Annotated in this window: 24 protein-coding genes; 10 read left to right on the forward strand and 14 right to left on the reverse strand. The window is 64.6% G+C overall.

The window, feature by feature from the left end; all coding sequences use genetic code 11:
• Positions 1–21 precede the first annotated feature (21 nt).
• A complete protein-coding gene (locus HMPREF2537_RS08970; protein ID WP_070527967.1) occupies positions 22–3,159 on the forward strand; it encodes an error-prone DNA polymerase in 3,138 nt (1,045 codons plus the stop codon).
• On the opposite strand, the gene HMPREF2537_RS08975 is transcribed toward HMPREF2537_RS08970, so the two are convergent.
• The 4 genes from HMPREF2537_RS08975 to HMPREF2537_RS08990 all read right to left on the reverse strand — a co-directional run bounded on the left by HMPREF2537_RS08975 (position 3,156) and on the right by HMPREF2537_RS08990 (position 4,751).
• Entirely contained in the window at positions 3,156–3,383 is a 228-nt protein-coding gene (locus HMPREF2537_RS08975) for a helix-turn-helix domain-containing protein (RefSeq protein WP_046648395.1), read from the reverse strand. The genes HMPREF2537_RS08970 and HMPREF2537_RS08975 overlap by 4 nt on opposite strands.
• Complete coding sequence (locus HMPREF2537_RS08980) at positions 3,370–3,918, reverse strand: DUF2975 domain-containing protein (RefSeq protein WP_148138144.1); 549 nt, start codon at positions 3,916–3,918, stop codon at positions 3,370–3,372. Before HMPREF2537_RS08980 ends, HMPREF2537_RS08975 begins: the two co-directional genes overlap by 14 nt.
• A gap of 91 nt (positions 3,919–4,009) precedes the next feature.
• On the reverse strand, positions 4,010–4,483 hold the full coding sequence (locus tag HMPREF2537_RS08985; RefSeq protein WP_070527973.1) for a hypothetical protein: 474 nt from the start codon (positions 4,481–4,483) through the stop codon (positions 4,010–4,012).
• 7 nt (positions 4,484–4,490) lie between these two features.
• Entirely contained in the window at positions 4,491–4,751 is a 261-nt protein-coding gene (locus tag HMPREF2537_RS08990) for a helix-turn-helix transcriptional regulator (protein WP_070527976.1), read from the reverse strand.
• A 58-nt stretch (positions 4,752–4,809) separates the two neighbouring features.
• Between HMPREF2537_RS08990 and HMPREF2537_RS08995 the strand changes: the two genes are divergently transcribed.
• Together HMPREF2537_RS08995 and HMPREF2537_RS09000 are read left to right on the forward strand one after the other, a co-directional pair.
• The gene (locus HMPREF2537_RS08995) at positions 4,810–5,259 is read left to right on the forward strand and encodes a PH domain-containing protein (RefSeq protein ID WP_070446450.1); all 450 of its coding nucleotides are present in this window, start codon (positions 4,810–4,812) and stop codon (positions 5,257–5,259) included.
• Positions 5,256–6,665: a PH domain-containing protein gene (locus HMPREF2537_RS09000; protein WP_070527979.1), complete on the forward strand. Its 1,410-nt coding sequence runs from the start codon at positions 5,256–5,258 to the stop codon at positions 6,663–6,665. Before HMPREF2537_RS08995 ends, HMPREF2537_RS09000 begins: the two co-directional genes overlap by 4 nt.
• On the opposite strand, the gene HMPREF2537_RS09005 is transcribed toward HMPREF2537_RS09000, so the two are convergent.
• From HMPREF2537_RS09005 to HMPREF2537_RS09025, 5 genes are all read right to left on the reverse strand, one after another.
• Positions 6,643–6,906 carry a FeoC-like transcriptional regulator gene (locus tag HMPREF2537_RS09005; protein ID WP_070527982.1) on the reverse strand — a complete coding sequence of 88 codons (264 nt, stop codon included), beginning with the start codon at positions 6,904–6,906 and terminating at the stop codon, positions 6,643–6,645. The two genes, HMPREF2537_RS09000 and HMPREF2537_RS09005, sit on opposite strands and share 23 nt — an antisense overlap.
• Positions 6,906–8,840 (reverse strand): ferrous iron transport protein B, encoded by a 1,935-nt coding sequence (gene feoB, locus HMPREF2537_RS09010; protein WP_070527985.1) that lies wholly within the window; start codon positions 8,838–8,840, stop codon positions 6,906–6,908. The genes HMPREF2537_RS09005 and feoB overlap by 1 nt, the downstream gene beginning before the upstream one ends.
• Before the next feature lie 3 nt (positions 8,841–8,843).
• On the reverse strand, positions 8,844–9,092 hold the full coding sequence (locus tag HMPREF2537_RS09015; protein ID WP_070521454.1) for a FeoA family protein: 249 nt from the start codon (positions 9,090–9,092) through the stop codon (positions 8,844–8,846).
• A gap of 140 nt (positions 9,093–9,232) precedes the next feature.
• A complete protein-coding gene (locus HMPREF2537_RS09020; protein ID WP_070527988.1) occupies positions 9,233–11,095 on the reverse strand; it encodes a pyruvate kinase in 1,863 nt (620 codons plus the stop codon).
• 47 nt (positions 11,096–11,142) lie between these two features.
• Entirely contained in the window at positions 11,143–11,613 is a 471-nt protein-coding gene (locus HMPREF2537_RS09025; RefSeq protein WP_010189418.1) for a tRNA (cytidine(34)-2'-O)-methyltransferase, read from the reverse strand.
• A 24-nt stretch (positions 11,614–11,637) separates the two neighbouring features.
• Between HMPREF2537_RS09025 and HMPREF2537_RS09030 the strand changes: the two genes are divergently transcribed.
• Together HMPREF2537_RS09030 and HMPREF2537_RS09035 are read left to right on the forward strand one after the other, a co-directional pair.
• Entirely contained in the window at positions 11,638–12,492 is an 855-nt protein-coding gene (locus HMPREF2537_RS09030) for a bifunctional methylenetetrahydrofolate dehydrogenase/methenyltetrahydrofolate cyclohydrolase (protein WP_070527991.1), read from the forward strand.
• 75 nt (positions 12,493–12,567) lie between these two features.
• Positions 12,568–12,882, forward strand: a complete 315-nt coding sequence (locus HMPREF2537_RS09035; RefSeq protein ID WP_083299009.1) for a DUF3017 domain-containing protein — start codon at positions 12,568–12,570, stop codon at positions 12,880–12,882.
• A 34-nt stretch (positions 12,883–12,916) separates the two neighbouring features.
• Here the strand turns inward: HMPREF2537_RS09035 and HMPREF2537_RS09040 are convergent, their stop codons facing one another.
• From HMPREF2537_RS09040 to HMPREF2537_RS09055, 4 genes are all read right to left on the reverse strand, one after another.
• On the reverse strand, positions 12,917–14,116 hold the full coding sequence (locus HMPREF2537_RS09040; RefSeq protein ID WP_246820281.1) for a homoserine O-acetyltransferase MetX: 1,200 nt from the start codon (positions 14,114–14,116) through the stop codon (positions 12,917–12,919).
• Positions 14,064–15,383, reverse strand: a complete 1,320-nt coding sequence (locus tag HMPREF2537_RS09045) for an O-acetylhomoserine/O-acetylserine sulfhydrylase (RefSeq protein ID WP_070527998.1) — start codon at positions 15,381–15,383, stop codon at positions 14,064–14,066. The genes HMPREF2537_RS09040 and HMPREF2537_RS09045 overlap by 53 nt, the downstream gene beginning before the upstream one ends.
• A gap of 150 nt (positions 15,384–15,533) precedes the next feature.
• Positions 15,534–16,136 carry an MBL fold metallo-hydrolase gene (locus HMPREF2537_RS09050; RefSeq protein WP_070528186.1) on the reverse strand — a complete coding sequence of 201 codons (603 nt, stop codon included), beginning with the start codon at positions 16,134–16,136 and terminating at the stop codon, positions 15,534–15,536.
• A 10-nt stretch (positions 16,137–16,146) separates the two neighbouring features.
• Positions 16,147–17,727: a cytochrome c biogenesis protein CcdA gene (locus HMPREF2537_RS09055; RefSeq protein WP_070528001.1), complete on the reverse strand. Its 1,581-nt coding sequence runs from the start codon at positions 17,725–17,727 to the stop codon at positions 16,147–16,149.
• Between the two features lie 170 nt (positions 17,728–17,897).
• Between HMPREF2537_RS09055 and HMPREF2537_RS12835 the strand changes: the two genes are divergently transcribed.
• The 3 genes from HMPREF2537_RS12835 to HMPREF2537_RS09065 are packed head-to-tail and all read left to right on the forward strand — an operon-like array spanning position 17,898 to position 19,279.
• Positions 17,898–18,035 carry a hypothetical protein gene (locus HMPREF2537_RS12835; RefSeq protein ID WP_168162410.1) on the forward strand — a complete coding sequence of 46 codons (138 nt, stop codon included), beginning with the start codon at positions 17,898–17,900 and terminating at the stop codon, positions 18,033–18,035.
• 7 nt (positions 18,036–18,042) lie between these two features.
• Entirely contained in the window at positions 18,043–18,663 is a 621-nt protein-coding gene (locus tag HMPREF2537_RS09060) for a sigma-70 family RNA polymerase sigma factor (RefSeq protein WP_083299001.1), read from the forward strand.
• Positions 18,647–19,279, forward strand: a complete 633-nt coding sequence (locus HMPREF2537_RS09065) for an anti-sigma factor (RefSeq protein ID WP_070528004.1) — start codon at positions 18,647–18,649, stop codon at positions 19,277–19,279. The genes HMPREF2537_RS09060 and HMPREF2537_RS09065 overlap by 17 nt, the downstream gene beginning before the upstream one ends.
• A 3-nt stretch (positions 19,280–19,282) precedes the next feature.
• Here HMPREF2537_RS09065 and HMPREF2537_RS09070 read toward each other — a convergent pair whose 3' ends face one another.
• On the reverse strand, positions 19,283–20,584 hold the full coding sequence (locus HMPREF2537_RS09070) for a MocR-like pyridoxine biosynthesis transcription factor PdxR (RefSeq protein WP_070528007.1): 1,302 nt from the start codon (positions 20,582–20,584) through the stop codon (positions 19,283–19,285).
• An 81-nt stretch (positions 20,585–20,665) separates the two neighbouring features.
• On the opposite strand from HMPREF2537_RS09070, the gene pdxS reads away from it, so the two are divergent.
• A complete protein-coding gene (gene pdxS, locus HMPREF2537_RS09075) occupies positions 20,666–21,568 on the forward strand; it encodes a pyridoxal 5'-phosphate synthase lyase subunit PdxS (protein ID WP_070528010.1) in 903 nt (300 codons plus the stop codon).
• Between the two features lie 44 nt (positions 21,569–21,612).
• The gene (pdxT, locus tag HMPREF2537_RS09080; protein WP_371591625.1) at positions 21,613–22,407 is read left to right on the forward strand and encodes a pyridoxal 5'-phosphate synthase glutaminase subunit PdxT; all 795 of its coding nucleotides are present in this window, start codon (positions 21,613–21,615) and stop codon (positions 22,405–22,407) included.
• Positions 22,408–22,528 lie beyond the last annotated feature (121 nt).

Raw genomic sequence — 22,528 nt, forward strand, 5'->3', positions numbered from 1 at the left:
TCGAATATAGTATGTGAGCCTATGAGATTCAATGGGGGTGAGGCGCTACCGTGGTCTCGGGTGGAGAGGATTCTCTCGGGCCGTCCAGGGCCCGTCCCGGTGTCGGTGGACCACCTACCGCAGGCCGCGGACGCGCCGAAGGTGGGGCATTCCGCCGTGCCTTTCGCGGAGCTGCACGCGGTGAGCTCGTATAGCTTCCTCCACGGCGCCTCCGAGCCGGAGGAGCTCGTGGCGCGCGCCGTCGAGCTGGGCCTGTGGGGGATTGCGCTGGTAGATAGGGATGGATTCTATGGACTTATGAAATTTGTGGAAGCTGCCGCCCAGGTGGGGCTGCCCGCCGTTTTTGGCGCGGAGCTTAGCCTCGACCCGGCTCCGCTGACGGTCTTGGCGCGCACCCCGGAGGGCTACCGGCGGCTATCCCGGCTCATCTCCCGCGCACGCATGGAGGCGGGGGAGAAGGGGGTCGTGTCCTATCCTTCCCTGGCGGAGATTGGTGCGCAGTTGCAGGATGAGTGCCTCTTTCTGGTGGGCTGGGAATGGGCGGAGCATTTCGATCTTCTGGTCGATGGAATAAAAATAGACAGCATGGTTCTGGAGTACGCATGTACCCAGCTCCCGGAGGACGCGGACCACCACCTACTGCTGGATTCCTTGCCGGTTCCGCGCGCCATAGCCACCGCCCACCCGGCTGCCGCCACGCGGGAACACGCGCGGTTGGCCGGAGCCAAACAGGCCTTGTCCAGACGCCTCGCGCTTGCCGACGCCTCCCCCAACTCCCACCCCATGGGCTCGTCCTGGCTGCGCTCCGGGGAACAGATGGCGCGCTTGCTGCCTGAGCGTCCCGAGCTCATTGTGGAAACCGTCCGCGTTCTCGAGGAGTGCAGCTTCACGTGGGAGGCGCTGGCCCCGAACCTGCCTGATTTTGACGTGCCGGAAGGCCATACCGAGATGTCCTGGCTGGAGCACCTCACCTTCGAGCGAGCAGCGGCGCGCTATGCCACGCGCCCCGAGGAGATTCGGCGCAGGGCGTGGGAGCAGATGCGGTATGAGCTGGGCGTCGTCAAGCAGCTGGGCTTTCCCGGCTACTTCCTCATCGTGTGTGATCTCGTGGACTTTTGTAAACGGGAGAACATCCTGTGCCAGGGGCGCGGGTCGGCGGCGAATTCGGCGGTGTGTTTCGCGCTGGGGATTACGAATGCGGAGCCGATTTCCGCGGGCCTGCTCTTTGAGCGCTTCCTCTCCCCGGACCGCGATGGCCCGCCGGATATTGACATCGATATTGAATCCGGGCGGCGTGAGGAAGTCATTCAGTACGTCTATGCCAAGCACGGTCGCGAGCGCGCCGCGCAGGTGGCCAACGTGATTACGTACCGCCGCAAAGGGGCGTTGCGGGATGCTGCCCGCGCGTTGGGCTATCCGCAGGGTTCGGCCGATGCCTGGTCGAAGGGCATTGCGCCCGCGCCTTCGGATGTTGAATCCTTAGCCGAGCAGTTTCTGGGCCAGCCGCGCCACCTGGGTATTCACTCCGGCGGCATGGTGCTCTGTGATCGACCGATTGCGGATGTCGTGCCCGTGGAATGGGCACGCATGGAGAACCGTTCAGTGCTGCAGTGGGATAAGGATGATTGTGCCGCGGCCGGGCTGGTGAAGTTCGACCTGCTGGGCCTGGGCATGCTCGAAGCCCTGCACCACATGATGGATTTGGTGGAGGAGAGCACCGGCAGGGTGGTCAACCTGTGGGAGTTGGACCTGGCTGACGTGGAAGTCTATGACATGCTCTGCCGCGCGGATGCGGTGGGCGTGTTTCAGGTGGAGTCGCGCGCGCAGCTGAGCACTCTGCCGAGGCTCAAGCCGCGGGTCTTCTTCGACCTTGTGGTGGAGGTCGCCCTCATCCGCCCGGGTCCCATCCAGGGCGGGTCGGTGCACCCCTACCTGCGCCGCCGCGATGGCAAGGAGCCGGTGACCTATGACCATCCGGTGCTGGAGAAATCCCTGGGCAAGACGCTGGGGATTCCGCTCTTTCAGGAGCAGCTCATGCAGATTGCGGTCGATGCCGCCGGTTTCAGTGGCGCGGAGGCCGATGACCTGCGGCGCGCGATGGGCTCGAAGCGCTCGCCAGCCAAGATGGCAGCGCTCAAGCAGCGCTTCTATGAGGGCTTGGAGGAAACCAACGGGATTGTCGGGGAGGGGGCGGATAAGTTGTGGGCCAAGATCGTGGCTTTCGCCGCGTATGGCTTCCCGGAGTCCCACTCGCAGTCTTTTGCCTCCTTGGTGTACTTTTCGGCGTGGTTTAAGCGCTATTACCCGGCGCAGTTTTGCGTTGGCTTGTTGCGCGCGCAGCCGATGGGCTTCTATTCGCCGCAGTCGCTTATTCAGGATGCGCGCCGCCATGGGGTGGAGGTGCTGCCGGTCAGCGTCAACGAATCGGGCCGCGAGGCGCGCGTGGTGGTGGGCGCGGACGGCCAGGCTCGCATCCGCTTAGGCCTCAACCTCATCAAAGGCCTAGGTGATAAGGCCGCCGACCGAATTGAAGCGGCCGCGCCGTTTGTCGACGTCCCCGATCTCTCCCGCCGCGCCGATCTCACCGTCGATCACGTGGAGACCCTCGCCGTGGCGGGGGCCTTGGATGTCTTTGGGATGGATCGCCGCCAAGCGCTGTGGCAGGCGGGTGTGGCCGCAACGGAGCGGGCGGGAATGCTGCCGGGGCTGTCTGCTATCGAGGCGCCGTCCTTGCCGGGGATGAGCGCTTTTGAGCTCATGGCGGCGGACGTGGCGAGCACCGGCGTGACCCACAATCAGCAGCCAATGGAGCAGGTTCGTGGGGAATTGCAGGCCCGCGGAATCCTATCGGCGGCGGACCTGCCGGGCGTGGAGGATGGCACTCGCGTGCGCATCGCCGGGGTGGTCACGCACCGCCAGCGCCCGCACACAGCGGGCGGCGTGGTCTTCTTCGGTCTGGAGGATGAGACCGGGTTGATGAACGTGATGGTCTCACCCGGCCTGTGGGCCCGGGATAAGGTCACCGCGCGAACAGCGCCCGCGCTCATCGTGCGCGGCATTGTGCAGAATGCCTCCGGGGCGGTCACCGTTGCCGCGGACCAGCTTGAGCCACTGGCCTTCGGTGAGGCTCTTTCGCGGGGCTCGCGGGATTTCCGCTAGTGCTCGACGCTGAAGAGATCGCCGGGCTGGCACTCCAGGGCCGCGCAGAGTGCGGCGAGGGTGCTAAAGCGCACGGCCTTGGCGCGATTATTCTTCAGCACTGAGAGGTTCACCGGGGTGATGCCGACTTGCTTGGCCAGGTCGGTGCCGGTGATCTGGCGCTGGGCCATCACCTCGTCGAGGTGGCAGGTCACGATAGGTTCAGTGTTGTTAGACAAGGCCATCCACATCCTCTTCGAGTGCGCTGCCACGCTTGATGGCTACGGAAAAGAGAATCAGCACGCAGACTGCGATATAAGGGATGGCCAGTTCCGCTAGGGGCGTGCCCGTCTGGTTGGCCCACCAATCAATTCCTAAGTCGTTGGCGGCCCAGTTATTGCCCATGCCCTCGATGCCGAAGCGGGCGATGGCCCACACGAAGATGCACACGGCGAGTCCGTTGAGCGAGCGCGTGGAGCGGGGGTCGAAGAGCTTGCCCTGCTGCATCGTGCGGGCGAGGGAGAAGATGAAGCCCGCGGCGGCGAAGATCGCCACGATCTTGAGGATGAGCGCGGTCATGAGCATCCAGTAGGCGCCGCCGTCCAGGTTGTGGGCGCCGAGGCCTTCCGGCACGGCCGCGCTGAGGGCGGTGTTAAACGTGCCGTCGAAGACGTCCCTGGCGTAGTTGGGCAGGATGAGCGCGATGGTTAGAACGGCGATGAAAATAGCGGCGCCGATGTCGTTGCGCTCCTTCTTTGCTTTCTTTTCGGGGTCTGTCATGGTTGTCCCTTCCGCCGATATCTTATCGACTATCGATGTTGTCGTAATTCGATAATATCGATTAGCGATAAGTATGGCAAGGGGTGCGGGGTTATTCCTTTGAGATGAGCTCGTCGCGATTCATTTTGCCGGCCAGGGAGCGCGCCACGGAGAAAGGAACCCACACCATGAGCAGCAGGATGATTTTGAGGTAGAGCTGGGAGACGAATGCGCCGTCCATGATGGGCATGGCTCGGGCACCCCAGGCAATGAGACCGGTCACCGGCAGCAGGATGACGAGTGCCGTGAGGGAGAATTTGAGACCGTCGTCGCGGGCCTCAAGGTGTTGCTGCATCTGGTACTCATCAAGTTCCGTTCCGGGTAGGTCTGCCGCGTTGATAGTGGTACGCAGGCGAGCGGTCATCAACGCGCAGAGCAGCGTGCCGAGGGCGGCAACCATGAGTGAGGTAAAGGCGCTCCAGAACTGCAGGGGGATGGAAGCGATGATGAGGGTGGTGAACAGGTCGGTCAGGGTGATGTAGCGCTTGCGGGTCTTAACGGAATCGGGAATGGTGGCGGCGGACATGGGTGGGTTAGTCCTTTCGGTAGATTTCGGAGGACATGGGGGTGAATTCGGTCCGGGAGAACACGGCTTCCACGGGCAGGTCGAAGACTTCGCAGATATTGAAGGCGAGGTCCAGGCTGGGGGAGTGGTCGCCGCGCTCGAGGGCGCCAATGGTTTGGGGGTTGACCCCGATGGCGGCGGCAAGCTGTGCGCGCGTCATGTCCCGTTCAGCGCGGAGCACGCGGACCCGGTTAAATAGTGGGCGGGTTGGCTTTTTCTTTGGGGACATACACCGCAGTGTTGTATAAACCCAACGACTTGTCAAGGGTTCGTGTTAAAGTTGCGGCATGAATTCCGTATCCCCGTCACTCACTAAAGCCCGCTACATTTCGCGTTTGAGTTGGGACGTCATTCTTGCTGCCCTGGCGGCCGGGGCGGCGTATTTCTGGTGGGATTGGCTCTATTGGGTCGCCGGCGCGCTCATCGTGTGGGCGCTCTACGAACTCTGGCTCATCCCCGCGCAAGTCAGGAACTTAGGCTGGCAGGAAACCGCCGACGAACTCTTGGTTACGCGCGGCAAAATCTGGCACACCTTCACCGTCGTGCCCTATGGCCGCATCCAATTCGTCGACGTCACCGCCGGCCCTATCGAGCGCGCGATGGGGCTGAAGAAGGTGCAGTTGCACACGGCGTCGCCCAGCAGCGACGCCACCATTCCCGGCCTCCTTGCCGCCGACGCCGACGCCTTGCGCGAGCGCCTCGCCGTCAAGGCCCGCGAGAGGATGAGTGGGCTGTGAAGGACCGCGCGCTTGTCGACGTCGACGGCTACACCCGCGTCCACCGCCTCACCCCGCTGCTGCGCTTTTGGTCGCTGATTCTGGCGCTGCTCGCCATTTTTGCGGTGAACATCAACGCCTCCATGATTTCTGATGTTCTGTCTTACCTGCAGAGCGGGCACTTGGGCGAGATCGGCCGCGGCACTCTGCTGGGTGCCGGCGGCTTCGTGCTCGTGTGCGCGGTGATTTGGCTGATGTCAGGAATCTGGTGGCGCAAGCTGGGCTACAAGCTCACCGAGGATGAAATCGCTCTGCGCCATGGGGTCATCTCTACGTCTTTCCGCTCTGCGCGCTACGAGCGCATTCAAGCGGTAGACGTTGTGGAATCCGTCATCGCGCGCCTGTTGGGGCTGGCAGCAGTGCGCGTGGAGACCGCGGGTGGCACCTCTTCCGTCATCAAAATTGAGTACTTGTCCAAGGCGAAGGCGGAAGAATTACGCGCGGAGTTGCTGCGGCGCACGAATAAAGGTCCTACCAGTGAGCCAGCACCAGAAGCGGAGGAAGCCACCGCCCTGATCCCGGAAATTCCCATTCTGCGCACGATTGCTGCCGAGGCGCTGCGTCTGCCCACGCTGATTAGCGCGCTCGTTATTGGCGGTTTGCTCTTCATTCCGGGCATGTGGACCGCGCTGCTGCCCATCATCGTGGGTTTCGTGGGGCGCGTGTGGGGGCTGGTAGATTCCTCCTGGAAATTCACCGCGCTTCACGACGCCCCCGCCAACGCCCTCAACGTCTCCTACGGTCTTGCCGACCGGCGCCGCCAAACCATCCGCATCAGTCGCATCCACGGCGTGCGGGTGAGCCAGCCTTTCCTGTGGCGGCGCTTTGGCTGGTACGAAGTAAACGTGTCGGTGGCCGGCTACGGCGCTAAGGGCAGTGGCAAGCAGTCTGGTTCTACGCGCATCCTGCCGGTGGGCACTCGCGAGCAGGTGCTGGAGCTTTTAGAGCTCATCTCAGATCTAGACCGCGCGCAGATTGAGGATTTCGCACGCCCTGAAGGGCACACCCAGCCCACCTATACGTCTCCGCGCCGGGCCACTTGGGTGAGCCCCATCGACCGCAAGCAGCAGTCGGTGACGTTGGTGGATTCGCCTCAGCCCGTCACCATCGTGCATCGAGGCCGCATCAACCGCCGCGTCATGGTGATTGGCACCCCGCACATCCAGGAGCTCACACTGAAAGTCGGGCCGCTGGGGCACCTCGCGGGTGTGCGCACCGTGCGCTTCGACCTTGTGGCCGGCCCCGTGAAGATGGCTGGCCAAGACCTCACGCCTGCCGACGCCTCCGAGCTCCTCACCCGCCTGCGCTCCCGCCGCCTCCCCGCTCTTGAGTCTGCGCCTGCTCCTAGCGGCGGCGACGAAGCTTAAGCAGCACCGGCCCGCGGGTGCTGCTGGGGCCGGCACACGCCGAGGCTGCCGAACAGGACCCGCATCCGCCCGCGGGGCAGGAGCCGAGCGGCTCCATATTGAGCACCCCGCTGGCGGTGAGATGATCCAGAATCACATCGACCGTGCCGGGCTCTAGCCCGGTCTGCGCCGCGATGGCTACGCGCGAGCGCACTCCGGACTCGATGGCTTGCTGTACGGCGTGAATGGGCGAGGCGGACACTAGATAAACACCCTCAGTATCTGGAAGGCGCTCACTGCCAGCACCCACGCGGTGGCCAGCTGAATGCCGAAGCCAAAGAGCGTCCAGCGCCAGCCAATCTCGCGACGCTGCGCGGCAATCGTGGCCACGCACGGAGTGTAGGCCAGCAGGAAGAGCATGTAGGCCCACACCGCGGCGAGGGGATGGCCACCGGAGGCGCGGTCGAAATCTTGACGCACGTGGTCACTGAGCGCGCTGTGGGATTGCTCCTCTGCGGAAGCGTCGGTGACGTCGTCGACGGCGTAGGTCTGCGCCCATGTCGAAATCAGCGCCTCCTTGGCCACGAAACCCGTGACCAGCGGACCGGCCAGGGACCAGGAATTGAAACCAGCCGGAGCAAAGGCCGGGGCAATGGTGCGCGAGACCGCGCCGTAGGCGGAATCCTCCGGTGCTGGTGGCTCGCCCAAGGTGGTCTCGTGCACCGCGGCCCCAACCGGGATGGCCATGAGCAGCCACACCACGACCACCGTGCTCACGATGATGCCGCCGGCGGTCTGCAGGAAGCCTTTCAATCGCGTCCACATCACGCTCAGTGCCAGGCGCGCGGTGGGCAGCTGGTACGTCGGCAAGTCAATAACCAGCGCTTCCTCAGGCACCGCGCGCCACAGCGTCTTTCGCAGCGCCAAACCCACCAGCACGAGCAGCGCGATGGAGATGACGTACATGAGAAACACCACGCTGCCGGCGTGCTCCGGGAAGAACGTGGCCGAGAGCATGACGAAGACCACCAAGCGCGCCGAGCACGAGGTAAACGGGATGAGCAGCGCCGTCATAATGCGATGCCGAGGGCTTCCCAGCACGCGCGTGGCCGAGATCGCCGGCACGTTGCAGCCAAAGCCCACCACAATCGGGATAAAAGCCTTGCCCGGCAGGCCGATGGCCCGCATAAGACGATCTGTGACCACTGCAGCACGCGCCATGTAGCCGGAATCCTCCAACACCGCCAAACACAAAAACATCAGCGCCATGAGCGGGGCAAAGGTGAGGACCATGCCGACGCCGCCGATGAGGCCGTCGACAAGCAGGCCAGTGACGAGGGGGTGACCTAGGCCGATGGCCTCTAGCCCCGCCCGCGCCCAGTCGCTCAAGGGGCCGGAGATCAGGGCCTCCAAGCCATCCTGCAGGGGAGCGGCCACCGTGGTGGTGATCTGGAAGACTAGCCACATCACGGCCAGGAACAGCAGCGGCCCCACCACCGGGTGGAGGGCCATCGCGTCGAGGCGGTGGGAGAGTGGCGTGGCATGCTCGACCTCGCTCACCGAGGCCTTCGCCGCCGCATCCAGCTCCGCGAAGCGGCCCTCCAGGCCGGTGTCCTCGCGCAGCTGCACGGGCTCAGCCGCCAGAGAATCTACAACAACCTCTCGCAGCTTCTCGACGCCCTCCCTCCTGCGCCCATCGACCACGACCACGGGGATGGAGGTAGCTTCTGCGAGCGCGGCGGGATCGACCGACTGGCCCTGGTTGAGCGCCACGTCGGTCTTGGTCAGCGCGATGATGAGGCGGTAGGGCTGCTCCGCTAATTGGAGGGCGACGTTGAGGCCGCGCGCCACAGCGCTGGCATCGACGACCACGACGACGGCGTCGGGGCGCTCATCATCGGGGCAATCGATGAGCATGGCGCGGGTGAGCGCCTCATCGGGGCTGAGCGGGTCGAGCGAGTAGGTGCCGGGGAAGTCGATGAGATCGGCGGTGGATTCACCCAGCTTCCACGCACCGCGGCTGACCTCAACGGTGGTTCCCGGCCAATTGCCGGTCTGCGCCTTCGCGCCGGTCAGGGCATTAAAGAGTGTGGACTTGCCGGAATTTGGGGAGCCTACGAGCGCGATGATGGGCGCTCCGGCAGGGGCTACCGCGCCGCCCGGATCGCCGTGGCAGCTGGGTTTCGTGGTGGCCATGGTTTAGACCTCGATGGCTTGCAGTGTTGCCTTGTCGATGGCGTAGCGGCAGCTGCCCACCGAGACAACGCGGGCGCCGCCGGCCACGCGCGGGCCCATGGTCAGCGTGGCGCCGGGGCGGATGCCCAGCTCGCCGAGGCGCACCGCTAAAGCGGCGTCGCAGGTGCAGGAAATGCACTCGTTTCCCAAGGTGATGGTGCATCCCATGGGGATGGCGTCGGCGGTTTGCCGTGGGCACCCAGACAACTTCACGGTGAGCTCTCTTCCTCTAAAGCATTACCGTTATAGGTTACCCTAAGTAAATATAGGTCTGTCTAGTTTTTGCCGCTTTCGGTTAGGTGATCCTCACCACGCGGCGCTCGGGGCGCCGCGTGTCCTACGTGCTGCCTGAATTAGTTGGTCCAGCTGCTCACCTGGCGCAGCTTTTGGCGGTTCTTCAGCCGCGACTGGCCCAGCTTGCGGGACATGCGGTCCAGAATCTGAATCGCCTCCGTGATGTGCGGGCCTTTGTTGAGCATGACGCACTCCGCGCGCAGCGCATAGCCCGCGTCCGTGATTTCCGCGCGGGAGGGAAGCCCCGTCTTGGCCAGAGTCTCCAGCACCTGCGTGGCCATGATGACCGGGATGTGGGCCGCCTCCGCGACCTTCATGATGCGCCCCGGCACCTGGACCATCTCCTCGAATCCCAACTCCACGGCCAAGTCACCGCGCGCAATCATGATGCCGAACTTGGCGTGTCGCATCCCCTCCAGCAACACGCTTCCCAGCTGCTCATAAGCCGGAACCGTCTCAATCTTGAGCACGATGCCGAGGTCACGCACGCGCTGCGCCATCTCCTCCGATTCCTGCTCGGCGGCAATCGTCTCGAGAGTGTCGTAGAGGAAAGCCACATCAGCCGGCGTGCGGATGAAAGAGACCGCCGCGATATCGCAGTGCGTGGCCACAAAACGCAGTGCCTCGATGTCCTCTTCGGTGAGGCTGGGCAGCGGGACGTCGGTATCCGGAAGATTGATTCCCTTATAGGCGGCCAGGTTGGTGCCGGTAGGCCCGGCATGCTCCACGGTGACGACGGCCTCGCGCGCCGCACCATTATCCCGCACCTCGCGGACGCGGCCGGCGATGGCGCCATCATCGAAAATCACCCGGTGTCCCACCTCGAGCGCACCGACCACCTCCGGCAGCGTGCAGCCGATGGTGGTCACCTCACCCTCGACAATCCGCGCCGGCTCCTGCGAAGTGCTGAGAACCACCTCCTCGCCGCGGTGCAGGCGAATCTTCTGCTCGAGAGCCGGCGCCCCATGCACCCGAGTGATCTCCCCGCCGTGGTTGAGCACCGTCCCCTCGGCGAGGTAGCAGTTGCGCTCACCGTGTATCACAGCCACGCCTGCGTCCACGCTTTCCACGGTGAACACACGGGAGCGTCCGCGCGCCTCCGTGAAGCGCACTTCGCTGCCGGGCTGCAGGCCAGCGACCCACTCACCATCCACCTCCAGCGCTACCGCCGGGCGCGCCGCGCTTGGCGACGCCTCCCTCGCCACCCCGTGGGCGCGGGTGGTGGAGGGGGCGTCGTGAAGCACGAGCGTTGCCGGACTCAGCAGCTCGCCTGCAGCGGTGCGCTCGCCGCGCACGCGGATGACCTGCGGGCCCGGCTCGATGGTGCCGGTGCGGACCTTGGGGCCAGCAATATCGCAGGAAATCAGAATCTCGCGCCCCACCTCCTCAGCGGCGCGGTGGACGTGCTCCACCATTTTCGCCCAGGCAGCCTGGTCATCGTGGGCGCAGTTGATGCGGGCCAATTCCATGCCCGCGCGGGCGAAGCCGAGGACCAGCTCATAATCCTCCGCGGCCTCGGTGGGAAGGGTCACCATGATGCGCGCGTGGGTGTCCTCCTGGGTGGGGCCGAGGAGGGCTTCGGTGTTGGCGTCGAGGATATCGTCCGCGTCCGCATACGCCGTGGCGATGGGCTGCACGGGGTAGGTCGGTGCCTGGCCATCGAAGGCGTCGAGCACGTTGCGTGCCGCGTGGAGACGCTCCAGCACCGCGGGCTCCGGGTGGCTGAGGCTCGTGGCGCCTAAGGCCGTGAGGCCTTCCTGGATTTCGACGGCGTCCTGGGAGCGCAATTCCATATAGCGCACGAGGTTGACCGCGCCGGGGCGGTGGACGGGAGCCACGCGCGCGATCTGTGCGGCGTGGGCGGCAGACGAAGCTTCGACGCGGGTAGTGAGGGAATCAAGCAGTGGGCGCAGGCTGGGCACGGTGTCTCCTTCGGTGTGAAAGTCCACCCATATTGTGCCGCGACTTGTTAGACCGCGCCACGGAAGCCGAGCTGCCGCCAAGCCTCGTACACGGCCGTCGACGCCGCGTTAGATAGATTCATCGAGCGTCGCGCCGGCATCATGGGGATGCGCACGCGCTCCGTTACCCGCGGGTGGAAGGCGTGCTCCTCCGGCAGGCCGGTGGGCTCGGTGCCGAAGAGAAGGACGTCCCCCTCCTGGTATTCCACGTCCGTGAACCACTTTTCTGTGTGGGTGGTAAAGGCGAAAACGCGCGCGTCGGGGAGGGCCTCCATGCAGGCATCGAAATCCTTGTGGATCTTGAGGTCCGCTAAGTCGTGATAGTCCAAACCGGCGCGCTTAAGGTGCTTGTCCTCGAAGTTGAAGCCGAGGGGCTCGATGAGGTGCAGGCTCGCGCCCGTGACGGCGGCGGTACGGATGGCGTTGCCGGTGTTGGTGGGGATCACGGGGTTGTCGAAGACAATGTGCAAGCTGCTCATAGGCATCAGTCTAGGATGGTGGGCATGAGCGCTACCAAACTAGATGGCAACTTGTACCGCGACGAGATTTTTGAGGACCTGGCCCAGCGCGTGGCCGCCCTCAAGGAGAAGGGAATTACCCCGGGACTGGCCACGGTCCTGGTGGGCGATGATCCGGGTTCGCATTCCTACGTGAAGATGAAGCACCGCGATTGCGAGAAGCTCGGAATCAATTCGATTCGCAAGGACCTGCCTGGCGACGTTACCCAGGAAGAACTCGAGCGCGTCATCGAAGAGCTCAACAATGACGATGCTTGCACCGGCTACATCGTGCAGCTGCCGCTGCCGAAGCACCTGGATGAAAACCGCGTGCTCGAGCTCATCGACCCAGCCAAGGACGCCGATGGCCTGCACCCGATCAACCTGGGCAAGCTGGTGCTCAACGAGGACGCCCCGCTGCCGTGCACGCCGAACGGTTGCATCCACCTGCTGCGCCGCTTCGGCGTGGAGCTCGATGGTGCCAAGGTCGTGGTCATCGGCCGCGGCGTGACCGTGGGCCGCCCGATTGGTCTGATGCTGACCCGCCGCAGCGAGAATTCCACGGTGACGCTGTGCCACACCGGCACCAAGGACTTGGCCGCGGAGACCCGTGAGGCCGATGTCATCATCGCGGCCGCTGGCAAGGCACACATGCTCACCGCCGATATGATTAAGGAAGGTGCCGCGGTTCTCGACGTCGGCGTGTCCCGCGTCGACGGCAAACTCGCCGGCGACGTGGCTGAGGACGTCTGGGAGAAGGCCGGCTACGTTTCCCCGAACCCGGGCGGCGTGGGCCCGCTGACGCGCGCGTTCCTGGTGAGCAACATCGTCGAGCGTGCCGAAAAGCTCGCCGCTCAGTAGCGCGTGAAGTCGAGCGCTCGAGTAGTGAGTATGTCTGAGCAACCAGCACAGCCGCGCGGGAAAACTGCGCCGCCGGTGTCTTTATCGAACCCGCACGATGCGCACCTGAAGCCCTCGGCGCTGCCGCCGGCTCTTCAGTGGTTGGCCATCGGCTTGTTCGTGGCGGCGGTTGTGGTGTCGGGCTTCTATGCCGTGTTCGAGCACTGGCGCCGCGCCACGCTGCTGCTGGGCGGGGCGCTGGTGTGGCTGACGGTGGTTCGTCTGACCTGCGATTCCTCGCGGGTTGGCGTGCTCGCGGTGCGCTCCCGGCGCTTCGATGCCTGCTTTACAGGCATCTTGGGCACGGCGATGGTGTTCATGGCCTTTTCCATCGACGCGCTTGGATCGTAACGCGTTTGGCTCCCGGAAAGAGCCAAACGGCTTCTTAAATGTAATACTCGTCGCCCACGTACGCAGGGCCCACGTCTAAGCCATTTGGCGCCGAGAGCAGCAGGAAGTTGCGCAGGATACGGTTCATCTGCCGGGTCTCCGTCAGAAAAGCATCGTGTCCCACGGGGGAGACAATCTTGGCCATCGCCAGCAGCTGGTTGACGTTGCGGGAGATGTGCTCCTGCTGGTGATAGGGGTAGAGGATATCCGTGTCCACGCCCACCACCATCGTCGGCACCTGGGAGGCAGCCAGTGCTTTGATGAGCCCGCCGCGCCCGCGGCCGACGTCATGCCGGTTCAACGCCTCCGTGAGCACCACGTAGGAACCCGCATCGAAGCGCTCGGTGAGTTTCGCCCCCTGGTAATCCAGGTAGGAGTTCACCGCGAAACGCTGGTTGAGCTGGCGGTGCGGCCCCAACGGATCCTCGCCCTGCTGGGGCTGGGCGCCGAAGCGCTCGTCGATTTCCTGCTCACCGCGATACGTCAAATGCGCAATACGGCGCGCGGCAGCCAGACCATCCCGCGGAGTCTTGTCCGTGAGGTAGTAATTTCCGCCATGCCAGAAGGGATCGCGCTCGATAGCAGAAATCTGCGCGGATTGGATACCAATCTGCCAGCCCGAAGCCCGGGCCGACACCGCAATCACACACACCGCCGACACGCTTTCCGGGTGCAGCAAGCTCCACTCCAGAGTCCGCGCCCCGCCCATCGAGCCACCGAGCACCGCGTGCACACGCGAAATGCCCAGCTCCTTCAAGCAATCGTGCTCGGCCTCCACCAAATCTCGAATCGACAGCGCCGGAAAGCGCCCGCCCCACGGCTTTCCATCCGGGTGCAGGGACTTCGGCCCCGTCGAGCCGTTGCAGCCACCCAGCGCATTGGTCGCGATAACGCACCAGCGCGTGGTGTCCAGGGCCTTGCCGGGGCCGACCAGGTCGGACCACCAGTCCGCCACATTGGAATCCCCGGTCAGCGCGTGCTCAACCACCAAAACATTGTTGACGCCGTCCGGGTCGCCGGCGAAAGCGCCCCAGCGTTGGTAGGCCACGTGGGCGTCGGCAAGCACGGCGCCTGCTTCCGTGGTGAAGTCACCGATGGGGACGACGGCGAGCTCGCCTTCGGGTGCGAGTTCCGGAATCGGGCTAAGCAATGGCTGCGAACCCACGCTCGAGGTCGGCGATGATGTCGTTGACATCCTCGATGCCCACCGACAGGCGCACCGTGGCCTGCGTAATGCCCGCGGCCTTGAGCGCGGCCTCGTCGGACTGGGAGTGCGTGGTGGTCGCCGGGTGCACCACCAGGGAGCGGGTATCGCCGATGTTGGCCAGGTTAGAGTGCAGCTGCAGGGCGTCGATAAACGCCCAGGCCTCCTCGCGGCCGCCGTCGATGTCGAAGGAGAGCACGGAGCCGGTGTAGTCATAACCCAGCTTCTCCTTCGTGGCCTTGTACGGCGAGGACTCCAGGCCGGCGTAGTTGACCTTCGTGACCTTGGCGTGGGACTCCAGGTACTCGGCCACGGCCTGGGCGTTGGCATTGTGCTTCTCGACGCGCAACTGCAACGTCTCGATGCCATTCAGCGTCAGCCAGGCGTTGAAGGGGGAGATGGCGGCACCCGTATCGCGCAGCAGGCCCGCGCGCGCCTTGACGGCGAAGGCCGGGGCGCCCAGGTCGGCGTACTTGAGGCCGTGGTAAGCCTCGTCCGGGGTGACGAAGTAGGGGAAGACGGGCTCGCCGTCGCGCTCGACGGTCCAATCGAAGGAGCCGCCGTCGATGATGGCACCACCGATGGCGGAGCCGTTGCCGGTGTAGAACTTCGTGGTGGAAACGACGACGATGTCCGCGCCCAGCTCCAGCGGGCGGGCGAGCGCGCCGGTAGCGATGGTGTTGTCCACGATGAGCGGGACCTGGTTCTTGTGGGCTACCTCGGCGATGGCGGGGATGTCGAGGACATCGGCGACTGGGTTGCCGAAGGTCTCGCCGTAGAAAGCCTTGGTGTTGGGCTGGACGGCGTCCTGCCAGGATGCCGGGTCATCGGGGTTCTCCACGAGGGTGACGTCGATGCCCAGGCGCTTCAAGGTCACGGTAAAGAGGGTGGAGGTGCCGCCGTAGAGGCGCGGGGAGGTCACGATATGGTCGCCGGCGGAGGCGAGGTTCAAAATGGCCGCGGTCTCGGCGGCCTGGCCGGAGGCGAAAGCCACGGCGGCGACGCCACCTTCGAGGGAGGCGAGGCGCTCCTCCAGCGCGTCCTGCGTGGGGTTGGTCAGGCGGGTATAAATCGGGCCGGCATCCGAGAGGTTGAAGCGGTTGGCGGCGTGCTCGGCGTCGTTGAAGACGTAGGAGGTGGTTTGGTAAATCGGCACGTTGCGTGCGTTGGTGGAGCCGTCCAGGTTCTGGCCGGCGTGGAGGGCGCGGGTGGCAAAGGACCACTCGTTTGCTGCGGAATTATCGTATTTGGTGCTCATGTCATGAAAGGCTAGACCAAGCGGTTCAGTGCAGTTAGTGGTTTTCTGGAAACCGCAGGCACGCCCGAGAATAAAAATAGACCGAGCGGTTGGTTTGGTGGCCTGTGCGTGCCGTAGATCTCCCTGCAGTGCGAAGGCTCCAGGCTGCTGTTAGGCGTCGATGCTTTCTCCGACCTGCAGGCGCTGGTAGCCGGTCACGCCGGCGCGTTGGAGCATGCCGTCGGTGATTTGCTTGCCGGCGTCGGAAAGCACGGCGTCATGGATGGGCACCGTCACGCGCGCGCCGATGCGCATGGCATAATCCGCGGCATCCGCCCCGCGCACCCACGGGCCGGCGATGGGGAGTAGGAGGACATCTACCGTGCGTCCCTCAGGGAGGCACCACTGGTCGCCCGGGTGGAGCACGCCATTAAAGATATAACCGAGGTTCTCCGGGCGCGGAATGGTGGGATGGATTTCCTCGTGGAGGCCACCCAGAACCTGAATCTCAAGGCCCAGAACCGCAAACGTCTCTCCTGCATGCACGACGGTGCCGGAGCCGATGGCGTCGACGGCCTCGCGCGTTCCCCACACGGGCAGGCCGCTCGCGCGCACGGAGTCGACGTCGAGGTGGTCACCGTGCGCGTGTGTGAGTAGCACCGCTTCGGCGCTGTCCAGGCAACTGAGGTCTGAAAGGGGGCCGGGATCGATGACGATGCGCCCCTGGGGAGCCTCGACGGCTACGGCGGATTGTCCATGCAGCGAAATCTTCATGATTCCCACGCTAGCCAAAAGTAAAGGAATACAGCGAGAGTCCTTCGCTTACCTCCAGCTCGATGGTTTCGGTGTGGTTGTCGGGGTCGCGGATGAGATCCACCGTGCCGTCGTGGGTGATGTCGAAGGCGTCAACCGAACCATCCGTGCGGTGTACGCGAACCGTTCCGCGCCCTGATGTCACGAGCTGCACCCAGGCGGCACGGTAGTTCAGGCGCAGGCGCGCGTTAGGTCCGGCGGTGATGGGCTGGTCAGCCAAAGTCCACGTACCGCCCAGCGAATACTGGCCTAATGGAGGCTCGCTCGTGGTGAACTGGTGCGTGCCGTTGCGGTAATCGAGGTTGGTGAAATACTGTGCGCGTGCGGTACCGAGGTAGGTCTCCGGCGAGCGCGGCGCGCTGTTCAGATCGGCGGCCTCAATTGGCTCAGGCAGCTCGATGGAGGGGTCGCGCTCGAGGAGAAGCTCGCGGATGAGGCGCTCGGTCTCGGCGTACTCTCCCTCGCCGTGGTGGGATTGGCGTAACATGCCGTGCTTGTCGACGAGATAGTGCGCCGGCCAGTACCGATTCCCAAAGTTCTTCCAGGTGGCAAAGTTATTGTCCTGTGCCACTGGATACTCGATTCCCTGCTCGCGGGCCGCCCGACGCACATTGTTGGCCTCGTGCTCGAAGGCGTACTCCGGTGCGTGGATGCCGATGATGTCGAAGCCGTAGTCCTTGTAGTGCGCATAGAGCTTGGTCAGGTGCGTGTTGTTGCGCTGGCAGTTGATGCAGGCGTAGGCCCAAAAATCGATGAGCGTGACCTTGCCGGAGGTGCGCGGGTCGACGGGCGCATCCGTGTTGAACCATCCGGTCAGCCCCGCAAACTCGGGTACTGGGGTTCCTTCCGCTGTGCGGGCGGCTTGTTCAACGGGCGTGGCGTCGGCGTTGATACTGGGGAGTTTTTGCTGCAGCCAGGCGGGCGCGCCGAGGGATATCGCACCAGCCATAGCGATCACCACAATTCCCGCGGTGATGCGCACCCCGCGCTGGTGGGAGCGGAAAGCATCGACGCGTTTGCCCACCTCGTTGCCGCCTAAGGCGAAAGCCAGCAGCGGGATCGCCACGCCGAGGGCGAAGGAGAGACAGAGAGCGAGGATGTGGGCGTCGACAGTTCCGGTGGCACCCGCCACTGAGATTGCGGCCAGTACCGGGCCCGCGCAGGGAACGAAGACAACACCCATGGCTAGGCCAACGACGAAACCGCCCTTGTCGCGGGCCCTGGTTTGCAAGCCGCCAGCTTTCGGGAGCTTCTGGAAAGGCCACTCGAGGGCTTCCTGCAGGCGAGGGAACAACATTCCCAGGCCCACGAGAACGAGCAGCGCGATTCCCACCTTCCACAGGATGTCGGCGGGCAGTCCTAGGGAATTGAGCAGCGTTGTCGCAAACAGCGTGACGAGGCTGAAACTGGTGACGAGTCCGCCTACGACCTGCCATGGCCGCCACCGTGAGCCGCCGCTAACGGCGAGGATCAGCGGCAAGACCGGCAAGATGCAGGGCGAGATGCCCGTGATAAGGCCACCGGTAAACCCGATGAATAGCGTTGATAGCATGCTGTGTTCCTTCGTTTGGTGTGCGGTGTGGGTATGCAACTAGTTCGGAACACGAGTGAAAAGCGGATTGGTTTTAAATCCGTCCAATCCGCATCGCGGGGCGGCTCCGAATAGTCAGATACAGGGCCCGGAAAAGCCGAGCCCCGATTGCTTGAAGAAGGAGCACCGAAATGAAGAAACTTGTAACTGTCGCCGCTGCACTTGTCGTTGCCGCCAGCGGGTTGGTTGCCTGCAACGACAAGAAGGAGGAGGTGGACATGATGCCCAGCTCTGAGATGATGGCGCCGAGCGAAGAAATGACTAAGTAAAAGTGCCATGTTCGCCCCGTTGCTGGAGGTAAGCTCTACACCCGTGTCTGCGATGTCACCTGATGAACATGCGCGGCTGAACCACCTGCTCGTTCAGACCGCTGCGGCAGACAAGCATGCCTTCAGCGCGCTATACGACGCCCTCGCACCCACCGTGTACAGCGTGTGCCTGAGCGTTCTGCGCAATCCCGCCTTAGCAGAGGAAGTTGCTCAAGACGTCTTCGTTGAGGTCTGGACCTCCGCCGCGAAATTTGATCCGCAGCGGGGAAATGCGCGGTCGTGGGTGGGTAGGTTGGCGCATGGGAGGGCCGTCGATAAGCTGCGCAGCCACGTTGCCGCAGTGCACCGTGATGACCGCGACGCGCTGCTGACCCAGGCCACCTACTCGGAGCCCCTCGAAGAGGAAGCTCTGGGGAACGTGGAAGCACACCTCCTGCGCCGGGCTATCGACGAGATCGGGGAGCCGCATTCCACCGCGGTGGCGCTCGCTTTTCTCAATGGCTTGACGCATGCTGAGCTGGCAGAATCAACGGGAGTACCTCTGGGTACGGCGAAGACGCGCGTGCGCGACGGCGTTAAGAAGCTAAAAGCGATTCTCGGAAGGAGGGATGATGAGCAATACGCATGAGTTTTCTGATGAGACTTTCGATGACTTCCTCGATTCCCTCCCCGAGGTCGAACCGCCAGCGCGAATGAAAGATGCCATCTTTGCTGAAATTGATGGTGGCGAAGCTGCCGAGGTCATCGAGTTGCCACGCCGCCGGTGGCGAGCCTTCGTGGCGGTGCCAGCGGCCGCGGCAGTGCTCGTGGTAGGCATGGTTGCCGCGCCGCAGCTCTTGCAGTTGGGCCAGCCCGATGCAGCGGATAGCGCGCGAGTCGAAGCTGAATCGCCGGGCGAGAAATCCATGCATGACATCATGGGCGCAGAGGACCTCATACAGGGCAATGCCGATGCCTCGGGAGCGCAACTGGATATCGTTTCCTCCGCCTCGATGGCGAAATCCGGCGCGATGGTCGATGGCCAGCCGCAACTCGCCGACGGCATGGGCGCCCAAGTGTGGGCAGTTAGTGCCGATGGTGAGATGGCTTCAGCGGGGGTCATCGGCCAGGACCCACACGAGGGGGTGTGGATGCCCTTCGACGGCGCCGCGGTCAAAGTCATGGTCACCGAGGAACCCGCAGGCGGCAGCATGCAACCGACGGGCCGCACCCTTGCTACCGTGACCTTGGCAAGCGCCGGTTAGGGCTCAGTCCGCTAAAGCCTGTTTGATCAGCTCCAGCGCGGCGGCGAGTTCGACGTCGCTCAAATGCCCAAAGCCCAAGACCACGCCTTCCTCGGCGGGCGCGCCGCCCCAATAATCGCGCAGCGGGGTCAGCGTGAGGCCCAGATCGGCCGCGCGCTGGACGACGCCCTCCTCACACAACAACACCGCGTGGAGCCCGCCGTGGATGGGCAGGAGAGTGGCGGGGGTGTTTTCCAGCGCGGCTTGGACGAGGTCGCGGCGGCGCTTGTAGGCGCGGCGCATCCGCCCGGTATGCCGCCGCAGCGCCCCGCTGGCTAGGTAGTTCGCTAGCGCCGCCTGGGGAATAGCGCCGACGGGCTGGCCGAAGACCTCCCGCACGCGGTCCACGCCCGCGCGCAGGTTCGGCGGCACAACCAGATAGCCGCAGGCAATCGACGGCGAAATCACCGAAGAAAACGTGCCCAGCAACACCGTGTGTTCTGGGGCGAGCGCGGTGAGCGCGGGCAAGGGCTGGCCGACGTAGCGCAGCTCGGAATCGAAATCATCCTCGATGATGAGCACGTCGTTGCCGCGCGCCCACTCGACGAGCTCCGCGCGCCGGGCAGCCGGCAGCGAACCGCCATAGGGGTGCTGGTGGGAGGGGGTGACGATGAGAACGTCGAGGTCAGCGGTGGGGACGGTGACGCCGTGGGCGTCGGTGGGGACGTCGACAAGCGTGTGCCCCAAGGCCTGGGGGATGCGGCGCAGGCTGGGGTAGCCGGGGGATTCCACGCCCACGCGCAAGTGGCCGCCCAGCGCGCGCAGCAGCACCGACAGCCCGTCGCGGGCGCCGGCGGTGATGACGACGTACGCTGGGTCGACGGTGAGCCCACGCATGTGGCGCAGGTGCGTCGCCACCTCGCGGGGGAGATCGCCGGACGGGTCGACCGCAGCCTTGCGCCACGCCGCCCTCCATTCGGGGGTAATGATTCCAGCCGTATCGGGCAAACCGGGGGTCAACTCCACGCGCGGTGGGGCAAGGGTGGGGCGCGGTGCCGGAGCAGGCTGCGGGGCGCGCCCGTGGGGCAGGTGCGGGTTGATGACGGTGCCCGATCCAACCGCCGCGGTGAGGTAGCCCTCGGCGGTCAGTTGCTCGTAGGCGGTAACCACGCTGCCTCGGGAAATGCCCAAATCGCGGGCGAGTGATCGCGTCGACGGAACCTGCTCGCCGGGCAGTAGAATGCCCGCCGCGACTTGGGCGCGGAGGGCTTCGGCGATCTGCACCGGCAGCGCGCGCGTATCAGATGGGTCGAGGCGGAAAGACACGGCCCCATCATAAGTGGTCTAATTCAACACTCGGGAAATGGCTCTTGTCTTGGACCAATTTTCTGCGCCACTATGTGAGCCATGACTGAACAGAAGAATGAACAGGGACGCGCCACGACGCGCGTCAAGCGTGGACTAGCTGACATGCTCAAGGGCGGCGTCATCATGGACGTCGTCACCCCGGAGCAGGCACGAATTGCGGAAGACGCGGGCGCTTCCGCCGTCATGGCGCTCGAGCGCGTGCCGGCCGATATCCGCGCCCAGGGCGGCGTGGCCCGCATGTCTGACCCGGACCTCATCGAGGGCATCGTCAACGCCGTGGACATTCCGGTGATGGCGAAGGCCCGCATTGGTCACTTCGTGGAGGCGCAGATTCTCGGCGAGCTGGGTGTTGACTTCATCGACGAGTCTGAGGTGCTCAGCCCGGCCGATTACGTCAACCACATCAACAAGTGGGATTTCGACGTTCCTTTCGTGTGCGGCGCGACGAACCTAGGCGAGGCCCTGCGCCGCATCACCGAAGGTGCTGCCATGATCCGTTCTAAGGGTGAGGCCGGCACCGGCGACGTCTCCGAGGCTGTCAAGCACCTGCGCACCATCAAGGGTGAAATCGCGCGCCTCCAGAACCTGGATCGCGACGAACTCTACGTCGCCGCCAAGGAGCTGCAGGCGCCGTATGACCTCGTTGCTGAGGTGGCGGAGACCGGCAAGCTGCCGGTCGTGCTGTTCGTCGCCGGCGGCGTCGCCACGCCTGCCGACGCCGCCCTCGTCCGCCAAATGGGCGCCGAAGGCGTCTTCGTCGGCTCCGGCATCTTCAAGTCCGGCGAGCCTGCGAAGCGCGCGGAGGCCATCGTGAAGGCAGCGACCCTCTACGACCAGCCGGCCGAGCTGGCCAAGATCAGCCGCGGCCTGGGCGAGGCCATGGTGGGCATCAACGTCAACGACATCCCCGCCCCGCACCGCCTGGCCGAGCGCGGCTGGTAGGACCTGTGCGAGCACTGAGCATAGAACGCGCAAAGGGAACGATGGTGGCAGCGGACACGGCGCGGCCACTCGTCGGAGTGCTCGCGCTGCAGGGCGGAGTGGAAGAGCATATCGCTGTGCTGGAGAGCCTCGGCGCCGAAACGCGCCGGGTGCGTCTGCCTAAGGACCTCGACGGGCTGGACGGAATCATTCTGCCCGGCGGCGAGTCGAGCGCCATCGATAAGCTGGCGCGCTCCTTCGGCGTTGCGGAGCCGCTGCGCCGCGCCGTCGAGGGTGGGCTGCCGGTCCTCGCCACCTGCGCGGGGCTCATTTACAGCGCCCGCGAGCTGGAAAACCCCGCGCCGGGCCAGCAGACGCTGGGGCTTATCGACGTCACCGTGCGCCGCAACGCCTTCGGCAACCAACGCTTCTCCGAGGAGCGCATCGTTCCCGTCGCGATGCAAGGCCAGTGGCCCGATGTAGAGACCTCAGAAGTTGGGCCACGGCGCACCGAGTCCCGGGACACCGAGACTAATGGCGAAGGGCCCGGAAGTATCACGCTAGACATTGAGGCGAGCTTCATCCGCGCGCCCATCGTTACCCGCGTGGGCGAGGGCGTCGAGGTCATCGCCACCGTGCCCGCCCCTGCGCCCGACACTGTGACTGGTGGCGCGGCTGGCGAAGATAGCGCGGCGTGCAAAGATGGCGCCGAACATGACGGGGAGCTAACTCATCCCTCCGCAGGCCACGAGGTAATTGTGGGCGTGCGCCAAGGTCATGTGACGGCGTTGAGCTTCCATCCGGAAGAGAACGGCGACTCGCGCCTCCACGCAGCGTGGCTCGCTTCCTTTGCCCATTAGCTCTTTCTGTCCGAGCCCCTTTCTGCCCGCAATCTCTTTCCTTAAATAACTATCGCTCTATAGTGCTCTGGGCTACATTGAGATGTGCTAGCTGAACACATCACTCCCAGAAAGGCTCCTC

The sequence above is a fragment of the Corynebacterium sp. HMSC074E01 genome (assembly GCF_001808885.1).
Taxonomy (GTDB): Bacteria; Actinomycetota; Actinomycetes; order Mycobacteriales; family Mycobacteriaceae; genus Corynebacterium.

What these genes read in the sequence shown, in the direction of transcription:
- HMPREF2537_RS08970 (WP_070527967.1), top strand. Translation starts at nt 22, where the DNA reads ATGAGATTCAATGGGGGTGAGGCGCTACCGTGGTCTCGGGTGGAGAGG.
- HMPREF2537_RS08975 (WP_046648395.1), bottom strand. Translation starts at nt 3,383, where the DNA reads ATGGCCTTGTCTAACAACACTGAACCTATCGTGACCTGCCACCTCGAC.
- HMPREF2537_RS08980 (WP_148138144.1), bottom strand. Translation starts at nt 3,918, where the DNA reads ATGACAGACCCCGAAAAGAAAGCAAAGAAGGAGCGCAACGACATCGGC.
- HMPREF2537_RS08985 (WP_070527973.1), bottom strand. Translation starts at nt 4,483, where the DNA reads ATGTCCGCCGCCACCATTCCCGATTCCGTTAAGACCCGCAAGCGCTAC.
- HMPREF2537_RS08990 (WP_070527976.1), bottom strand. Translation starts at nt 4,751, where the DNA reads ATGTCCCCAAAGAAAAAGCCAACCCGCCCACTATTTAACCGGGTCCGC.
- HMPREF2537_RS08995 (WP_070446450.1), top strand. Translation starts at nt 4,810, where the DNA reads ATGAATTCCGTATCCCCGTCACTCACTAAAGCCCGCTACATTTCGCGT.
- feoB (WP_070527985.1), bottom strand. Translation starts at nt 8,840, where the DNA reads ATGGCCACCACGAAACCCAGCTGCCACGGCGATCCGGGCGGCGCGGTA.
- HMPREF2537_RS09025 (WP_010189418.1), bottom strand. Translation starts at nt 11,613, where the DNA reads ATGAGCAGCTTGCACATTGTCTTCGACAACCCCGTGATCCCCACCAAC.
- HMPREF2537_RS09030 (WP_070527991.1), top strand. Translation starts at nt 11,638, where the DNA reads ATGAGCGCTACCAAACTAGATGGCAACTTGTACCGCGACGAGATTTTT.
- HMPREF2537_RS09040 (WP_246820281.1), bottom strand. Translation starts at nt 14,116, where the DNA reads ATGTCAACGACATCATCGCCGACCTCGAGCGTGGGTTCGCAGCCATTG.
- HMPREF2537_RS09045 (WP_070527998.1), bottom strand. Translation starts at nt 15,383, where the DNA reads ATGAGCACCAAATACGATAATTCCGCAGCAAACGAGTGGTCCTTTGCC.
- HMPREF2537_RS09050 (WP_070528186.1), bottom strand. Translation starts at nt 16,136, where the DNA reads ATGAAGATTTCGCTGCATGGACAATCCGCCGTAGCCGTCGAGGCTCCC.
- HMPREF2537_RS09055 (WP_070528001.1), bottom strand. Translation starts at nt 17,727, where the DNA reads ATGCTATCAACGCTATTCATCGGGTTTACCGGTGGCCTTATCACGGGC.
- HMPREF2537_RS12835 (WP_168162410.1), top strand. Translation starts at nt 17,898, where the DNA reads ATGAAGAAACTTGTAACTGTCGCCGCTGCACTTGTCGTTGCCGCCAGC.
- HMPREF2537_RS09060 (WP_083299001.1), top strand. Translation starts at nt 18,043, where the DNA reads ATGTTCGCCCCGTTGCTGGAGGTAAGCTCTACACCCGTGTCTGCGATG.
- HMPREF2537_RS09065 (WP_070528004.1), top strand. Translation starts at nt 18,647, where the DNA reads ATGAGCAATACGCATGAGTTTTCTGATGAGACTTTCGATGACTTCCTC.
- pdxS (WP_070528010.1), top strand. Translation starts at nt 20,666, where the DNA reads ATGACTGAACAGAAGAATGAACAGGGACGCGCCACGACGCGCGTCAAG.